The sequence below is a fragment of the Frigoribacterium faeni genome (genome assembly GCF_011761235.1).
In the GTDB taxonomy this organism is placed as follows: Bacteria; Actinomycetota; Actinomycetes; order Actinomycetales; family Microbacteriaceae; genus Frigoribacterium; species Frigoribacterium faeni_A.
Genome location: NZ_JAAOYW010000001.1, coordinates 574,129 through 590,860 on the forward strand (window position 1 = coordinate 574,129; position 16,732 = coordinate 590,860).

General features: G+C 73.0%; 15 protein-coding genes and 1 other RNA gene. 5 read left to right on the forward strand and 11 right to left on the reverse strand.

Annotation, left to right across the window (positions count from 1 at the left end):
- Positions 1 to 150 precede the first annotated feature (150 nt).
- Both FHR78_RS02650 and FHR78_RS02655 read left to right on the forward strand, forming a co-directional pair.
- Complete coding sequence (locus tag FHR78_RS02650; protein WP_347878086.1) at positions 151 to 978, forward strand: inositol monophosphatase family protein; 828 nt, start codon at positions 151 to 153, stop codon at positions 976 to 978.
- Between the two features lie 343 nt (positions 979 to 1,321).
- Positions 1,322 to 1,474 (forward strand): hypothetical protein, encoded by a 153-nt coding sequence (locus FHR78_RS02655; RefSeq protein ID WP_166758951.1) that lies wholly within the window; start codon positions 1,322 to 1,324, stop codon positions 1,472 to 1,474.
- A gap of 28 nt (positions 1,475 to 1,502) precedes the next feature.
- Here FHR78_RS02655 and FHR78_RS02660 read toward each other — a convergent pair whose 3' ends face one another.
- The 9 genes from FHR78_RS02660 to FHR78_RS02700 all read right to left on the reverse strand — a co-directional run bounded on the left by FHR78_RS02660 (position 1,503) and on the right by FHR78_RS02700 (position 10,573).
- Entirely contained in the window at positions 1,503 to 3,005 is a 1,503-nt protein-coding gene (locus FHR78_RS02660) for an MFS transporter (protein WP_166758952.1), read from the reverse strand.
- A gap of 156 nt (positions 3,006 to 3,161) precedes the next feature.
- Positions 3,162 to 3,539, reverse strand: a transfer-messenger RNA (tmRNA) gene (ssrA, locus tag FHR78_RS02665).
- A 72-nt stretch (positions 3,540 to 3,611) separates the two neighbouring features.
- Positions 3,612 to 4,088: an SsrA-binding protein SmpB gene (gene smpB, locus FHR78_RS02670; RefSeq protein ID WP_166758953.1), complete on the reverse strand. Its 477-nt coding sequence runs from the start codon at positions 4,086 to 4,088 to the stop codon at positions 3,612 to 3,614.
- Between the two features lie 148 nt (positions 4,089 to 4,236).
- Positions 4,237 to 5,151, reverse strand: coding sequence for a permease-like cell division protein FtsX (gene ftsX / locus FHR78_RS02675; RefSeq protein WP_166758954.1), 915 nt, complete (start codon positions 5,149 to 5,151; stop codon positions 4,237 to 4,239).
- Complete coding sequence (gene ftsE / locus FHR78_RS02680) at positions 5,148 to 5,891, reverse strand: cell division ATP-binding protein FtsE (protein WP_166758955.1); 744 nt, start codon at positions 5,889 to 5,891, stop codon at positions 5,148 to 5,150. The genes ftsX and ftsE overlap by 4 nt, the downstream gene beginning before the upstream one ends.
- A gap of 142 nt (positions 5,892 to 6,033) precedes the next feature.
- A complete protein-coding gene (gene prfB, locus FHR78_RS02685) occupies positions 6,034 to 7,140 on the reverse strand; it encodes a peptide chain release factor 2 (RefSeq protein ID WP_166758956.1) in 1,107 nt (368 codons plus the stop codon).
- A gap of 105 nt (positions 7,141 to 7,245) precedes the next feature.
- On the reverse strand, positions 7,246 to 7,866 hold the full coding sequence (locus FHR78_RS02690) for a hypothetical protein (protein ID WP_166758957.1): 621 nt from the start codon (positions 7,864 to 7,866) through the stop codon (positions 7,246 to 7,248).
- 67 nt (positions 7,867 to 7,933) lie between these two features.
- Positions 7,934 to 8,863, reverse strand: a complete 930-nt coding sequence (locus FHR78_RS02695) for a hypothetical protein (protein ID WP_166758958.1) — start codon at positions 8,861 to 8,863, stop codon at positions 7,934 to 7,936.
- 543 nt (positions 8,864 to 9,406) lie between these two features.
- Positions 9,407 to 10,573 carry a cysteine desulfurase family protein gene (locus FHR78_RS02700; RefSeq protein WP_166759671.1) on the reverse strand — a complete coding sequence of 389 codons (1,167 nt, stop codon included), beginning with the start codon at positions 10,571 to 10,573 and terminating at the stop codon, positions 9,407 to 9,409.
- Between the two features lie 67 nt (positions 10,574 to 10,640).
- Between FHR78_RS02700 and glgX the strand changes: the two genes are divergently transcribed.
- From glgX to FHR78_RS02715, 3 genes are read left to right on the forward strand one after another with little or no spacing between them, the layout of a single operon-like run.
- On the forward strand, positions 10,641 to 12,647 hold the full coding sequence (gene glgX, locus FHR78_RS02705; protein ID WP_347878019.1) for a glycogen debranching protein GlgX: 2,007 nt from the start codon (positions 10,641 to 10,643) through the stop codon (positions 12,645 to 12,647).
- Entirely contained in the window at positions 12,644 to 13,165 is a 522-nt protein-coding gene (gene ybaK / locus FHR78_RS02710) for a Cys-tRNA(Pro) deacylase (protein WP_166758960.1), read from the forward strand. Before glgX ends, ybaK begins: the two co-directional genes overlap by 4 nt.
- On the forward strand, positions 13,158 to 13,466 hold the full coding sequence (locus FHR78_RS02715) for a DUF1294 domain-containing protein (protein ID WP_166758961.1): 309 nt from the start codon (positions 13,158 to 13,160) through the stop codon (positions 13,464 to 13,466). The genes ybaK and FHR78_RS02715 overlap by 8 nt, the downstream gene beginning before the upstream one ends.
- A gap of 78 nt (positions 13,467 to 13,544) precedes the next feature.
- Here FHR78_RS02715 and FHR78_RS02720 read toward each other — a convergent pair whose 3' ends face one another.
- Positions 13,545 to 15,665: a dipeptide ABC transporter ATP-binding protein gene (locus tag FHR78_RS02720; RefSeq protein WP_166758962.1), complete on the reverse strand. Its 2,121-nt coding sequence runs from the start codon at positions 15,663 to 15,665 to the stop codon at positions 13,545 to 13,547.
- Entirely contained in the window at positions 15,662 to 16,726 is a 1,065-nt protein-coding gene (locus FHR78_RS02725; RefSeq protein WP_166758963.1) for an ABC transporter permease, read from the reverse strand. The genes FHR78_RS02720 and FHR78_RS02725 overlap by 4 nt, the downstream gene beginning before the upstream one ends.
- Positions 16,727 to 16,732: the final 6 nt, after the last annotated feature.

Below are 16,732 nucleotides of genomic sequence, written 5' to 3' on the forward strand. Positions count from 1 at the left end.
CACGGGGCCCGGACGAGACGAGGAGGCGCGGTGTCGGCCGGGCGCGCTCGGTACGCTGGCGAGGTGACCGACCCGACGCGCGCCTCCTCGTCCGACGCCGACCCGAGCGGGGCCGCCGACCCGAGCGGTGCCGTCGAACCGGGCGAGGCTGTGCCCGCCGGTGCGCCGTGGGCGGCCGACCTGCGGCTCGCCCTCACGCTCGCCGACGCGGCGGACGCGATCAGCACCGAGCGCTACCGCTCGGCCGACCTGCACGTGTCGCTCAAGCCCGACCGCACGCACGTGACCGACGCCGACCAGGCCGTCGAGCGGGCGATCCGGGCGGGCATCGAGTCCGAGCGCCCCGGCGACTCGTTCTACGGCGAGGAGTTCGGGGACGACTCCGCCGGGGACGACGCCGGCGACGACGCGGCCGTTCGCCGCCAGTGGATCGTGGACCCGATCGACGGCACGGCGAACTTCCTGCGCGGGGTGCCCGTCTGGGCGACGTTGATCTCGCTCGTCGTCGACGGGGTGCCCGTGCTCGGCGTCGTCAGCGCGCCGGCCCTGGGCCGCCGCTGGTGGGCCAGCACGGGCGGCGGAGCGTTCTCGACCGAGCACGGCACCGCTCCCCTGCGCGTCTCGGGCGTCCGCGAGCTCGCCGACGCGTCGCTGAGCTACAACGGCCTCGAGTACTGGCGCGAGGCCGGCCGGCTCGAGCCGCTGCTGGCCCTCACGGAGCAGGTCTGGCGCACGCGCGCCTACGGCGAGTTCTGGTCGTACCTGCTCGTCGCCGAGGGGGCGCTCGACGTCGCCGGCGAGCTCGGCCTGCAGCCGTACGACATGGCGGCCGTCATCCCGATCGTCGAGGAGGCGGGCGGCCGGTTCACGAGCGTCGACGGCGACCCGGGCCCCTGGCACGGCAGCGCCCTCGCGAGCAACGGCCTGCTGCACGACGCCGTGCTCGCGGTCGTGGCGGAGCGCGCCCCCGGGGCCTGACCGGCCCACCCGCCGCCGTGGGCAGACGCAGGAGGACGATCTGCCCCGGATGGTCGCTCCGCGCGGCACCGCCCGGCCGTCCGGGGCACATCGTCCGCCCCCGGCGTGCTCGGGCCGGCGACGCCCCACCTCATCCGCTCGGTGTAGGGCGTGTGTCGTGAACCGGTCCCTTCGGGCGATGCCGGCGAAACACCCCGTCCACTTGACTGGCCGCAGGTGGTCGCCGTGCCCCGCAGGGGTCCCGTCACGAGACGGGTCGGCGCACCAGGAGCCCCGCGGCCCGTCGCTCGACGGCGGGCCGCGCGGGCTCCGTCAACTCGACCGTCCCCCAGAGGAGAACACCATGCCCGTCGTCACCGCCGCCTCCCTCGTCGCCGCCCCCGCCGCCTCCTCCTCCACCCGCGTCGACCCCGCCGCCGTCGACCTCGCCGGCACCCACGCCGTCGACATCACGGCCTGGCTCGCGGTCGCGGCCGCGCAGTCCCCCGCCGCCTGACGCCCGGCTGCGCCGGGGCCTCGAGAGCCTAGGAGGCGTCGGCCGCCTCGCCCACCCGCCCCTGCCTGCGCGCCCGCAGGTCGAGCAGCGCCAGCACGAGCGCTCCCGCCACCAGGGCGATCGTCACGAGGAACCCGCTGCGGTACGCCTCGTGGTAGATGTCGAGGGTCGACCCCTCGCTGCGGCCGGCGATGACCGAGTAGAAGGTCGACACCGCCGCGGCCGTGCCGATGGCCGTGCCGGCGCGTTGGCCGACCTGGCCCATGGAGCCGGCGACGCCGCCCATCTCGACCGGCACCTCCGCCAGGGTCAGGGTCTGGTTCGGCGAGATCACGAAGCCGCCGCCGGTCCCGGCGACGAGCATGCCGCCTCCCATCGCCCACGGGGTGATCTCGGGCGGGGTGAGCGTCGCGGCGAGCAGCAGCACGACGAAGCCCACGCCGACGAGCACGAGGCCGAGCACGACGAGGCTGCGGCCGTACTTCTCGACGATGCGCCCGCCGTAGAAGGCCGCGACGGCGCTCGTGAGCGCGAAGGGGATGGTCACCATGCCGGCGAAGACCGGCTCGAGCCCGAGGCCCTGCTGCAGGAACAGCGTCGTCAGCAGGAACGTCGCGGGGAGGGCGCAGAAGTACACCGTCGCGATCAGGGTGCCGTTGCGGTACGACGCGACCGAGAACAGCGAGAAGTGCACGACGGGCGACTTGCCCCGGGCCTTGTAGCGCTGCTCCCACCAGACGAAGAGCGCGCCGAAGCCGACGAAGCCGACGAGGAACAGCCAGCGCAGGGGGTCGTCGCCCTGCCCGGTCGTGAGGACGAACGGGAGCATGAGCGTGAGGATCGTGAGGCCGAGCAGCACGATGCCCATGAGGTCGAGCTCGTTGTGGCCGCTGGGCGCCGTCGAGGTGCGCGGCAGCAGCTTGAGGGCGAAGACGATGGCGACGATGCCGAGCGGCACGTTCATCCAGAAGAGCAGGCGCCAGCCGTCCTGCGCCCCGCCGACGGCGATGAGGAGTCCGCCGATCGTGGGGCCGAAGGCCGTCGCGACGCCGATGACGGCGCCGAACAGGCCGAAGGCACGGCCCCGCTCGCGGCCCTGGAACAACTGCTGGATCAGGCCGAGCACCTGCGGCATCTGGATGCCCGCGGCGACGCCCTGCAGGATCCGCGCGGCGACGAGCAGCTCGATGGTGGGCGCGATCGCGCAGAGCACGCTCGCCACCGTGAACGAGCTGAGGCCCACGACGAACATCAGACGTCGCGACTTGAGGTCGCCGAGTCGGCCCGACGGCACGAGCGACAGGCCGAAGGCGAGCGCGTAGCCCGCGACGATCAGCTGCAGCGCGGTCGGTCCGGCCCCGAGCGACGCCTCGATGCTCGGCAGCCCCACGTTGACCTTCGAGAGGTCGAGGATGGTCAGGGCGGCCACGCCGACGCAGACCCAGAACGCCTGCCACTTCTGGCGTTCGGCGTCGGGCCCGTGATCAGCGGGAGTGGTGGGCACGGAGGAGGTGTCGGGCGCGTTCGTCATGGAGGTTCCGTCTTACACCTGCACGGTCTGCACGTCCTCGCCGGCATGTCCCCCGCGGCGGACGGAGCACCCTCGCGCACGACGAAGGCCCCCACCCGGAGAGGGAGGGGGCCTTCGTCGCGAGCGACGATCGAACGGAGTGTGACGACGGCCCGGTGGTGGAGATGGGGGGAATTGAACCCCCGTCCATCGCTGAGATTGCACGCATTCTACGGGCGTAGCCAGATGAGACGTTCTGCTCGGCTCCGACCTTCGCTACTGGCTTCTAGGTCGACGAGCCCAGCCCGAGTTCGAGTCCCGCGTGACCCTCAGGCGTAGTCACGCAGCGAGCCCTCTAGATGACGTCAGGCTCTGGTTAGAAGGCGGTCACCAGACTGACGGACTCCATGTGGCTCTACTGCTTACGCAGCGAGAGCGAAGTCAGTGCGCTTGTTATTGGCACTTATTGTTTTCCAGGGATCGTTCACGAGATGACCCTGGATCCTCGGCCCGCTTCTCGTTCGCACACAGGCGATGTCGAAACCGATCATCCCCATGAGGGGGCCGTCGTCACACTCTGTTGAATTGTCGTCGGTCTCAGTCTACCTGCCCGACGGCTCCGGGGCGCTACTCGCCCAGGTGCTTCCGAGCCGACATGGCGGCCTGCGCCTCGCGGGTCGCGGTGCGCTCGCGCAGGGTCTGCCGCTTGTCGTACTCGCGCTTGCCCTTGGCGACCGCGATCTCGACCTTCGCCCGGCCGTCGCTGAAGTAGATCTTGAGCGGGATGACGGTGAACCCGCCCTCCTTCGTCTTCTGCCCGATCTTGACGATCTGCTGCTTGTGCAGCAGCAGCTTGCGCTTGCGCCGCGGCGCGTGGTTGTTCCACGTGCCCTCGGTGTACTCGGGGATGTGCACCGCGTCGAGCCAGGCCTCGCCGGCGTCGACGAAGGCGTAGCCGTCGACGAGCGACGCCCGCCCCTGCCGCAGAGACTTCACCTCGGTGCCGCTCAGCACGATGCCGGCCTCGTAGGTGTCCTCGATCAGGTAGTCGTGGCGCGCCCGTCGGTTGGTGGCCACGACCTTCTCGCCGCGTTCTCTCGCCACGCTGTGCCTCCGGTCGTTCGTGGGTTGGTGCGCCTGCGATCAGGCAGCCTGTCAGTCTACACGAGGCGAGAGACCGAAGGAGGCGCGGTGCAGGGACGACCTGCACCGCGCCTCCTCGGGGCGCCCGCCCCGCGACGCCGGGGCGTCGCTACACCTTGAGGTACCGCCGGATCGCGACGTTGGCCGACAGCGCCGCCAGGGCGATGCCGATGACGATCACCAGGGGCACGACGATCGCGGTCTCGCGCAGCCCGATGAACGGGGTCGAGGCGAACGTCGTCACGAGGTAGCCCTTGACGAAGAAGTTGACGATGGCGATCAGCGCCCCGCCGGCGAGTACCGACCCCACCAGGGCGGCGATCACCCCCTCGAGGATGAACGGCGTCTGGATGAACCGGTTCGACGCTCCCACCAGCCGCATGATGCCGAGTTCGCGCCGTCGGCTGAACGCGCTCAGCCGGATCGTGGTCGCGATGAGCAGCACGGCGGCGATGAGCATCAGGACGGCGATGCCGATGGCGGTGTAGCTCGCCGCGTTGAGCACGGAGAAGATCGGGTCGAGGTAGCCGCGCTGGTCGACGACGCTCTGCACCCCCGCCAGGCTCGACAGGCTCTCGGTGAGGACGTCCGACTGCGTCGGGTCCTTGAGGTTCACCCAGAAGGTCTCGTTGAGGTACGACGGCTGCACGAACTCGGTCGCCGGGCTGTCGGCGAACTGGGTCGTGAAGCGCTGGTACGCCTCGTCCTGCGTCTCGAAGTACGAGCGGTCGACGAACGGGGCGAGCACCTGGCTGCTGAGCTGGGCCTCGACGCCGTCGATCTGGTCCTGTGTGGCCTTGGCGCCCGTGCAGTTGCCGGTCGTGTCGGTCTCGGTGCAGAGGTAGACGGCCACCTGGGCCTTGTCGTACCAGTAGCCCTTCATCTGGTTGATCTGCAGCTGCAGCAGGGCCGCCGTGCCGACGAAGGTGAGCGAGATGAAGGTGACGAGCACGACGGCGACGACCATCGAGACGTTGCGGCGGAGGCCGCTGCCGACCTCGCCCAGGACCAGTCCGAGCCTCATTCGTCCGCTCCCCTCAGGCTGAGGTCCTCGACCCCGATGGCCTGGATCGGCACCGCCTGCGTCTGGTAGCCGCCGTGGCGCTCGTCGCGGAGGATGTTGCCCGCGCTCAGCTCGATGACGCGGCGCTGCATCTGGTCGACGATCCCCGCGTCGTGCGTGGCCATGATCACCGTGGTGCCGCCCGCGTTGATGCGCTCGAGCAGCGTCATGATGCCGGCGCTGGTCGAGGGGTCGAGGTTGCCCGTGGGCTCGTCGGCGAGCAGGATCGACGGCTTGTTGACGATGGCGCGGGCGATGGCCACGCGCTGCTGCTCACCGCCCGAGAGCTCGTGCGGCAGCCGCTGCTGCTTGCCCACGAGGCCGACCATCTTGAGGACATCGGGCACCGCCTCCTGGATGAAGCCCTTGCTCTTGCCGATCACCTGGAGGCTGAAGGCGACGTTGTCGAAGACGCTCTTCTGCGGCAGCAGGCGGAAGTCCTGGAACACCACCCCGAGGTTGCGACGGAAGTAGGGCACCTTGCGGCTCGACAGCGTGCCGAGCTTCTGCCCGAGCACGTGGATCTGCCCCTTCGAGGGCTTCTCCTCCTTGAGCACGAGGCGCAGGAAGCTGGACTTGCCGGAGCCGGAGGCGCCGACGAGGAACACGAACTCGCCCTTGAGGATCTCGAGGGTGACCGAGTTCAGCGCCGGCCGGGGGTTGCCGGAATACACCTTGGTGACTTCATCAAAACGGATCATGACGGGGATCACCCTAAGCGCGCCCCGCCCCGATCGCGGGCGCGACTCGCCCCCCGAGCGGGCCTATGGAACCGCTGGGAGGACGACAGGAGGCGCGGTGCCGTCGTGCACCGCGCCTCCTCGGCCTCGGGTCTCGCCCGGCCTAGTCGTCGTCGCGCTTGCGCCAGCGGATGCCCGCCGAGATGAAGCCGTCGAGGTCGCCGTCGAAGACGTTCGACGGGTTGTTGACCTCGTGCTCGCTGCGCAGGTCTTTCACCATCTGGTACGGGGCGAGGACGTAGCTGCGGATCTGGTCGCCCCAGCTGGCCGTGATGGTGCCGGCGAGCTCTTTCTTCTTGGCGTTCTCGGCCTCCTTCTGCAGCAGGAGGAGGCGGGACTGCAGCACCCGCATCGCCGCGGCCCGGTTCTGGATCTGGCTCTTCTCGTTCTGCATCGAGACGACGGTGCCGGTCGGGATGTGCGTGAGGCGGACCGCGGAGTCGGTCGTGTTGACGCTCTGGCCGCCGGGGCCCGACGAACGGAAGACGTCGACCCGGATGTCGTTCTCGGGGATGTCGATCGACTCCGTCTCTTCCATCAGCGGGATGACCTCGACGGCGGCGAAGCTGGTCTGGCGCTTGCCCGCGGCGCCGAACGGGCTCATCCGCACGAGGCGGTGGGTGCCGGCCTCGACGCTCAGGGTGCCGAACGCGTAGGGCGCGTCGATCTCGAAGGTCGCGCTCTTGATGCCAGCCTCTTCTGCGTAGCTCGTGTCCATGACCGTGGCCGACATGCCGTGCTTCTCGGCGTAGCGCAGGTACATGCGCAGCAGCATCTCGGCGAAGTCGGCCGCGTCGACGCCGCCGGCCCCGGCCCGGATCGTGATGACAGCGGGGCGGGGGTCGTACTCGCCGTCGAGCAGGGTCTGCACCTCGAGCGTGTCCATCATCGCCTGCAGGCTCTTCAGCTCGGCCTGGGCCTCGTCGGCGCTCTCCTGGTCGTCGCCGTCGTTGGCCATCTCGACGAGCACCTCGAGGTCGTCGAGGCGCTGCTCGGTCGTCTCGAGCTTCTCGAGCTCGGACTGACGGTGGCTGAGGGCGCTCGTGACCTTCTGCGCGTTCTCGGTGTCGTCCCACAGGTCGGGGGCGGACGCCTGCTCGCTGAGCTGGGCGATCTCGGCGACGAGGCGCTCCTGCCCGATCACGGCCCGGATGTCCTCGAACGTGGCCCGGAGGGCGGCAATCTGCTCAGAGAAGTCCAGTGCGATCATGGTGCCCGAGCTTACCGGGCCGGGCCGGGCGGGGGCTGCGCGCCCGGGGGCGGGGTCGGCGGGGTCGGCGGCTCGGGCTCGGGCTCGGGCTCGGGCCGATCGGGGTCAGCGGGGCTGGGCGGCACGCGGCCGGGCGACGCCGGACTCGCGGAGGGCCACGTCGGCGAGCCGCCGCACGACCTCCGGGTCGCCCGCGCGCCAGGCGGCCACCGCCTCGGGCGACACGGCGAGCGCCGCGCGGGCGTCGGGGCCGGCGAGCGCGCGGAGGGCGAGCAGGTCGTCGCCGCCGGGCAGAGCGAGCAGGCCCCTGACCGAGGAGGCGCGGCGCACGAACGCGACGCGCCCGCGCAGCCAGACCCACAGCACCACCACGCTCGGCAGCCCGCCGACGAGCAGCCCGGCCACCACGGCGGCGCGCGCCACGTCGTCCTGCTGCCGGCGTCCGGCGTCGACGAGCGCCTGCCCCGCCCCGGACGCCCCGTCGAACGGGGCCGACGCGGCGCCGCCCAGCAGCGGGATGCCGCCCAGGACGCGCGAGGCGTCGTCCATGGTCCCCTGGAACCCGGCGCCCGCCTCCTCGATCTGTCGCCCGAGCTCGGCGAGGCCGCCGACGAAGGCGGCGACGGCCAGGCCCAGCGCGACGAACACGACGACGAGCGCCACGGCGACGACGTCGCCGGCGACCTGGCGGGCACGGACGGCGGACGACGCCGAGTAGATCTGCATCCCGCCAGTCTGCCCTCTCCCCCGTCGCGCCCTGTCTCCTTGTTGTCGGCTCGTCTTCCGCGCGAGCTCACCGTCGACGACGATCGCCGGGAGCGCCCAGCTCTCGGTCGAGACGGGCGAGGAAACGACCCCACTGCGGCGGGCGCAGGTGCCGGTCGGTCACCCGGAGGTACGCCCATCCGTCGTCGACGAACCGCTCGCGGCGGTCGACGTCCGCCTCCCACTGGCGGCGGTCGGTCCGGTGGGCGTCGCCCTCGAAGTCGACGGCGACCTTCTCGTCGGGGTAGCTCAGGTCGGGCCGGCCGAGCACGGAACCGTCGCCGGCCCGGCGCCTCACGTTGACCTCGGGCTCAGGGCGGCCCGCCCGCACGATGGCGAGGCGCAGGACGGTCTCGCGCGGGGAGTCGACCCGTTCCCGGACGTGCGTCATCGCCTCGCCCAGGAGCACGGCTCCCGGTCGGCGACGTGCTCGGGCGATCCGCACCGTGTCGGCCAGCACGGCCAGGGGCACTCGCCGCGCGGCGGCGTGCGGTGACCAACGGCCGGCCAGCGCGTCGCCGACCTGGATCAGCTCGTCCAGCCCGAGGAGACGCGCTGACTCGACCCACGCCTGGACCGGCGAGGACACCGGCATCCCCCGCACGGACCCGCGGGGCGGCTGCCGCACAGGCCTATGCCCGACGATGCCGGGACGACGGAGCTGTCGCCGGACCGTGCCGGCAACGTGCAGATCGGCGGACTCCCACCGGGTCGAGAGCGGGAGCCCCCAGAGCTGGAGCGCGGTGACGTGGCTGAACCACTCGCCCTGCTGCAGCAGGGGAAGCGCGTCGGCCGCACGCCCGGCGATCGAGGAGGTGCTGGTCGTCGATCGCACGCCGCGGTGCGGCACGAGGAGGTCGCCCGCGCGCAGCCTGTCCGGCGTGACACCGAGCTCGAGGGCACGCCGCCGGCTGAACGGCAAGGTGAGGAGTTCGCGGGGCAGGGGTCGGGGGCGCATGCCCACCACCATCGCGGACCGGGCCGTCGAGGGGGCGCGTGTGGCTGGCGGGCCTGGGGACACCTCCTCTCCCCCTCCGCCCGTGGGGGGGCCCACCGTCACCACGGCTGTGGACCGCGGCCGAGGCGAGAAGGAGTCATGTGCCGCGTCAGAGCCTCTCAGGCGCCCGCGCAACCCACGTCACGCCACATGAGTGGCCGTCAGCCCGACGGCGCCGGGCGGCGGCGCCGGGCGCCGGGCGCCGGGCGCCGGGCGCCGGGCGCCGGGCGAGGAAGCGTCACATGACGAGACGCGGGGCGTTCCGACGAAGGAGGCGCCACCACGCGACACATGACCATTCGTCATCGTGCATGGGCCCGCTGAGGACGCGTCAGGTGACGAGACTCGGGGTGCCCACACCGAAGAGGGCCCGCGACGCGACACATGAGCCGCCCTCGTGCAGGAACGCGGGGGCGCGGCACGGGCGAGGGCGCACGCCACGGGCGCGGGCGCGGGCACGCGGTGCGGGCACGCGGCGCGGGTTAGCGGCGCGCGCGGCGCGGGCTAGCGGGCGCCGAGGGTGGGCGTGCGGGCGGCGTAGCCGGCGCGGGCCGCGCGGGCCACCGCGTCGGGCAGCGCGGCGAGGAGGGCGTCGACGTCGGCCTCGGTGCTCGTGTGGCCCACGGTCATGCGGAGCGCGCCCCGCGCCTCGTCGTCGGTCAGCCCCATGGCGAGCAGCACGTGCGACGGCTCGGGGATGCCCGCCTGGCAGGCCGACCCGGTCGAGACGGCGACGCCGGCCGCGTCGAGGAGGAACAGCAACGAGTCGCCCTCGCACCCGGGGAACGTGAAGTGCGCGTTGCCGGGCAGCCGGTCGACGGGGTCGCCGCGCAGCACGGCCGACGGCACGGCGGCGCGCACGCCGGCGACGAGACGGTCGCGGAGGGGCTCGTACGCGGGGTGCGGCTGCTCGGCCGCGACGGCGAACGCGACGGCGGCGGGGGCGTCCTGCGTGCCCGAGCGGACCTGGCGCTGCTGCCCGCCCCCGTGGATCAGCGGCTCGACGGTCGCGGTGCGCGCGAGCACGAGCGCCCCGATGCCGAGGGGCCCGCCGATCTTGTGCGCGCTCACGCTCAGCGCGGCGAGCCCGCTGGCCCGGAAGTCGATCGGCACCTGCCCGTAGGCCGCCACCGCGTCGCAGTGCACGGGCACGCCGTGCGCGGCGGCGAGCGCGACGACCTCGTCGACGGGCTGCATCGTGCCGACCTCGTTGTTGGCCCAGAGCAGGCTGACGAGGGCGACGTCGTCGTGCTCGTCGAGGGCCGCGGCGAGCGCGTCGACCCGCAGGCGGCCGTGCTCGTCGAGGGGCAGCCAGGTGACGACGGCCCCGTCGTGCCGCTCGAGCCACTCGACGGCGTCGACGGTGGCGTGGTGCTCGCCGGCGGGCACGAGGAGGCGCGGGCGCGGCCGGTCGGCCTGCCTCGCCCACCAGAGGCCCTTGACCCCGAGGTTGACCGACTCGGTGCCGCCGGAGGTGAAGACGACCTCGATCGCGTCGCAGCCGAGGGAGGCGGCGACGCGCTCCCGGGCCTGCTCTAGCACGCGCTTGGCGCCCTGCCCGGCGGAGTGGATCGACGAGGGGTTGCCCACGCCGGCGAGCGCGTCGGCGTACGCGGCGATGGCCGCGGGGTGCATCGGCGTCGTCGCGGCGTGGTCGAGGTAGACGACCATGGGTGCGCCTCCTGACTCGTCCGTCTGCGTCACGGGCCCGTCTCGGCCCTCATCTACTGTAGGTGCCGTGTCCGACATCGATCCCCTCGCCGACCTCGGCGTGCGCCCGACGTCGGCGGGTCCGACCCTCCGCGTGTTCTCGTCCTCGGCCGAGCGCCTCGAGCTCGTGGTCGACGACGCCCCGCGCCCCCGCGTCGTCGAGATGACCCGTGACGAGCACTCCGTGTGGAGCGCCGTCGACCCCGCCCTGACGCCCGGGCGCCGCTACTGGCTGCGGGTCGACGGCGACGACCGACAGGCCCTGCTCGACCCCTGGGCCCGGGGCCTCGGCCGCACGGGCCGCGGCGAGCACCGGGCGACCGTCGTCGACGAGTCGTTCGACTGGGGCGGCGTCGAGAAGCCGCGCACCCCGCTCGACCGCGTCGTCGTCTACGAGGCGCACGTGCGCGGCCTCACCCGCCTCGCCCCGTTCGTGCCCGACGAGCTGCGCGGCACCTACGCGGGCCTGGCCGCCGACACGACCATCGCGTACCTGAAGGAGCTCGGCGTCACGGCCGTCCAGCTGCTGCCGGTGCACCAGCACGTCGACGAGCAGCGGCTCGTCGCGCAGGGCATCGAGAACTACTGGGGCTACAACACGCTGTCGTTCTTCGCCCCCCACGCGGCGTACGCGAGCCGGGACGCCCAGCTGGCGGGCGCCTCCGCCGTCGTGCGCGAGTTCAAGGGCATGGTGCGCCTGCTGCACGAGGCGGGCATCGAGGTCTGGCTCGACGTCGTCTACAACCACACCGCCGAGGAGGGCGAGGACGGCGGGCCGGTGACGAGCCTGCGCGGGCTCGACTCGTCGGCCTACTACCGGCACGACGCCGAGGGCCGCCCCGTCGACGTCACCGGCTGCGGCAACTCGCTCGACACGAGCCACCCCGCCGCGCACCGGCTCGTCATGGACTCGCTGCGCTACTGGGCGACCGAGATGCAGATCGACGGCTTCCGCTTCGACCTCGCGGCGACCCTCGGCCGCGACGCGGGCCACGTCTTCGACCCGGAGCACCCGCTGCTGCACGAGATCGTGAACGACCCGGCGCTGGCCGGGGTGAAGATGGTCGCCGAGCCGTGGGACGTGGGCGCCGGCGGCTGGCAGACCGGGGCATTCCCCGACGGGTGGATCGAGTGGAACGACCGGTTCCGCAACCGGGCCCGCGACTTCTGGCTGACCGACGTCGCCACGGCCCGCTCGCACGGCACGCCGCCCACCGGCGTGGGCAGCCTCGCCTCGAAGCTCAGCGGGTCGAGCAACGTCTTCGCCCACCGCCGCGGCCCCCTCGCCGGCCTCAACTTCGTCACCGCCCACGACGGCTTCACGCTGCTCGACCTCGTCTCGCACGACGCCAAGCACAACCTCAGCAACGGCGAGCAGAACCGCGACGGCACCGACGACAACCGGTCGTTCAACCACGGCGTCGAGGGCCACAGCGACAACCCGTGGATCAGCGACGCCCGCCGCCGCTCGATGCGGAACCTGCTCGGCACCCTGTTCACGTCGTCGGGCGTGCCCATGCTCACCGCCGGCGACGAACGCGGCCGCACCCAGCGCGGCAACAACAACGGCTACTGCACCGACAGCGAGCTGACCTGGGTCGACTGGGCGACGGAGCCCTGGCAGCAGGGCCTGCACGACGACGTCGCGACCCTCGCCCGCATCCGGCGGGAGAACCCCGCGCTCCGCCCCGTGCGCTTCGGCCTCGACGGCGCCTGCACCCTCAGCGCGAACGAGATCAGCTGGGCGGACGCGGCGGGCGAGGACATGCGCCCCGACGAGTGGGACGACCCGCACGTGCGCACCGTCCAGTACGTCGCCCGCTCGACGCCCGAGCACGAGGGGCCGAACACCGTGCTGGTGCTCGTGCACGGCGCCGAGACGACCGCCGCCGTCGCGCTCGCCTCCCTCGAGGGAGTGGCCCGGTGGGAGCCGCTCTGGACGAGCGACGACTCCGCCGAGCTCGTCGCGCTCGAGCCGGGCGCCGAGGTGCTCGTGTCGGGGCCCACGGTCGCCGTCTGGCGGGCCGCCTCGTGAACGCCCGCAGGTCCGGCAGCGGCGGCGGCCGGCCGGGCGACGCCGGACCGGGCACGCCCGCGACGCTGGCGCTGACCCGAGCGGGCGTCCCGTTCACGGCGCACGCCTACGAGCACCACGACACCGCGACGAACTTCGGCGAGGAGGCGGCGGCCGAGCTGGGCCTGTCGGAGGACCGCGTCTTCAAGACGCTCGTGGTCGCTGCGGACGACGCCCTCGTCGTCGCCGTCGTGCCCGTCTCCCGGCGCCTCGACCTCAAGGCCCTCGCGGCCGCCGTCGGCGCCAAGAAGGCCCAGCTCGCCGACCCCGCCGTGGCCGAGCGGCGCACGGGCTACGTCGTCGGGGGCATCAGCCCGGTGGGGCAGCGCACGACGCTCGAGACCGTCGTGGACGCGAGCGCCGCCTCCTTCGCCACCGTGTTCGTCAGCGGAGGGAGGCGCGGCGTCGACCTCGAGATCGCCCCCGACGACCTGCTCCGCGCCACCGGAGGACGGCTGTCGCCGATCGCCCGTGACTGACCCGACGACCGCGTGGGCCGTGGCGGCCGTGGTCGCCGCGGCGCTGGCCCTGAACGGCCTCACCGTGCTCGCCTACGCCCTCGACAAGCGGGCGGCCCGCCGCGGTCGTCGGCGCGTGTCGGAACGGACCCTGCTGACGCTCGGCCTGGCCGGCGGCTGGCCCGGCGCGCTCGTCGCGCAGCGCCGGCTGCGGCACAAGACGCGCAAGCAGTCGTTCCAGCGGTCGTTCCGCCTCTCGGTGGTGCTCAACCTGGCCGTGGTCGCGGTCGTCGTGCTGGTCGTGCTGTCGCCGCTCGGCTGACGCCAGGGGCGCCCCGCCGCTCGTCCGACGCCAGGGGCGCCCCGCCGCGCGGCCGATGCCAGGGGCGCCCCCCGCCGCTCAGGCCGGCACGCTCTCCTCGGCCCAGTGGCACGCCGCCGTGTGGTCCTCGCCCTCGCGGCCGTGCGGCAGCATGGCGGGGACGTCCTCGACGCAGGCGCGCTTCTTGTCGTCCGGCAGCAGCGCGAACAGCGGGCACCGGCTGCGGAACCGGCAGCCGGTCTGCTGCACGGTCGGGCTCGGCGGGTCGCCGGGCAGCAGGATGTGCTGCCGTGCCCGCTCGACGACGGGGTCGGGCACGGGCACGGCCGACAGCAGCGCCCGCGTGTACGGGTGCAGAGGGTGCTCGAAGAGCTCGTCGACGGGACCGGTCTCGACCGTGCGGCCGAGGTACATCACGGTGACGCGGTCGGCGACGTGCCGGATGACGGCGAGGTCGTGCGAGACGAAGAGGTACGACAGGTCGAGCGTCGCCTTGAGCTCGGCGAGCAGGTTGAGCACGCCGGCCTGGATCGAGACGTCGAGGGCCGAGACGGGCTCGTCGAGCACGACGAGGGCAGGGTCGGCGGCGAGCGCCCGGGCGATCGAGATGCGCTGGCGCTGGCCGCCCGAGAACTCGTGCGGGTACCGGGTCGCCGCCGCCGGCTCGAGCCCCACCATGCGCATCAGCTCGGGCACCCGGCGGCCGATCTCGTCGGACGACCGGCCGGCCGCCCGCAGCGGCTCGGCGACGATGTCGCTGACCGGCTGACGGGGGTCGAGGCTCGCCATCGGGTCCTGGAACACCATCGAGACGGTGCTCCGGAGGCGCGCGACCGTCGAGCGGTCGAGCGCGCCTCCCGAGAGGTCGGTGCCCAGCAGCTCGACGGTGCCGCCCTCGGGCGGCCGCAGGTCCATGATCTCGTGCAGGGTCGTGCTCTTGCCCGAGCCGGACTCCCCCACGAGCCCGAGGGTCTCGCCCCGGCGCACGTCGAGGTCGACCCCGTCGACGGCCCACACGGTGCCGACGCGGCGCTTGAAGACCGCGCCCTTCGTGATCGGGAACGTCTTGACGAGCCCCTCGACGTGCAGCACGCGCTCCCGGTCGCCGCGGGGCACGCCCGCGAGCGCCGTCCGCGGCGCGTCGGGCAGGTCGTAGACCTCCTCCGGCTCGGTGCCCTCGCCGACGAGCTCGTCGGCGTGCAGGCAGGCCGCCGCGTGGCCCGCCTCGACGGCGGGCGCCTGCTCGAGGGCAGGCTCGACGGCGCGGCAGTCGTCACGGACGAGGGGGCAGCGCGCGGCGAACGGGCAGCCGGGAGCGAGCGACAGCAGCGACGGGGGCGTGCCCGGGATGGGGACGAGCGGCTGGTCGCTCCGCTGGTCGAGCCGCGGCAGCGCGCCGATCAGGCCGACCGTGTACGGCATGCGCGGGTGCGCGAAGAGATCCTCGGCGGTGGCCGTCTCGACGACGCGTCCGGCGTACATCACGGCGATCCGGTCGGCGAAGCCCGCGATCACGCCGAGGTCGTGGCTGACGAAGACGAGGGCGGCGCCCGTCTCGCGCTGGGCCGTCCGCAGCACCGAGATGACCTGTGCCTGGATGGTCACGTCGAGGGCCGTGGTGGGCTCGTCGGCGAGGATCACGTCGGGGTCGTTCGCGATCGCCATGGCGATCATGGCGCGCTGGCGCATGCCGCCCGAGAACTCGTGCGGGAACGAGTCGACGCGTCGCTCGGGCTCGGGGATGCCGACGAGGCCGAGCAGCTCGACGGCCCGCGCCCGCGCGTCCCGCTTGCTGCCGCCGCGGTGGATCAGCACCGTCTCCGCGATCTGCTGGCCGACCGTGTACACCGGCGTGAACGCCGACAGCGGGTCCTGGAACACCATCGCGACGCGCGCCCCGCGGATGGCCGACATGGCCTTGTCGCCCTTGCCGAGCAGCTCTTCGCCGTCGAGCCGGATCGAGCCCGACACCTGGGCGGTCGCCGGCAGCAGGCCGAGGATCGCGGTGCTGGTCACCGACTTGCCCGAGCCGGACTCGCCGACGATGCCGAGCACCTCCCCCCGCCGCAGCGTCAGGTCGATGCCCCGCACCGCCCGGACGGGGCCGTCGGGCGTCGGGAACGTCACGTGCAGGTCGGTCACCTCGAGCACCGGGGCTCCGGAGGCGCGGGTCGGGACGACGGGATCGGCGAGGGTCATCGGGTCTCCCCCGTGGGTCGGGTCGGGACGGGTGCGGAGGCGGCGTCCTCGGACAGGGCGGCGGCGCGGCCGACGGGCGCCGCGCCTCCTCGTCCTCGACCGCCCGCGCGCAGACGGCGACGGCGACCGGTGCGACCGGCCGTCGAGGTCGGGTCGAGGGCGTCGCGGAGGCCGTCGCCGAGCAGGTTGCTGGCGAGGGCGAAGACGATGAGGGCGCCCGCGGCGAAGAAGAACAACCAGGGCTTCGTCGTCGCGACGTTCTGGTTCTGGGCGATCAGCGTGCCCAGCGAGACGTCGGGCGGCTGCACGCCGAAGCCGAAGTACGACAGCCCGGACTCGGTCAGCACCGCGGCGCCGATGGCGATCGTCGCGTCGATGACGAGGAACGAGGCCACGTTGGGGAGGATGTGCCGCGTGATGATGGTGAAGTGGCCGATGCCCATGTAGCGGGCGGCGCGGATGAACTCGCGCTCCTTGATGCTCAGGGTGAGCGAGCGCACGACGCGGGCCGTGATCATCCAGCCGAAGAGGGCGAGCAGGGCGACCAGGATCAGCCAGCCGAACTGCTTGAGCCGCGGCGACAGGATCGCGATGATGAGGAACGACGGCAGCACGAGCAGCAGGTCGACGAAGATCATGACGAGCCGGTCGACCCAGCCGCCGAAGTAGCCGGCCATGGCGCCGAGGAACCCGGCGATCGCGGTCGAGAACAGCGCCACGAGCAGGCCGATCAGCAGCGACTTCTGCATGCCGCGGGCCGTCTGCGCGAAGACGTCCTGGCCGATGTTGTTGGTGCCGAACCAGTGGGCGCCGGTCGGGGGCGACGACAGGGCGGTGTAGTCGATGTAGTCGTACGACCACGGCGACACGAGCGGGCCGAGGAACGCGAAGGCGAACAGCAGCAGCACGGTGACGAGGCCCACGGAGGCGCCCCGGTTGGCGAAGAGCCGGCGCACGGTGAGCACGAGGCGGTTCGGCGAGCTCGTCGCCGTCTCCTCGCGCGTGGCGGGCAGCACGTCGTCGGCGCCGCCGTCGAGCAGCTCGGGACTGAACCTGGTCATGGTGGC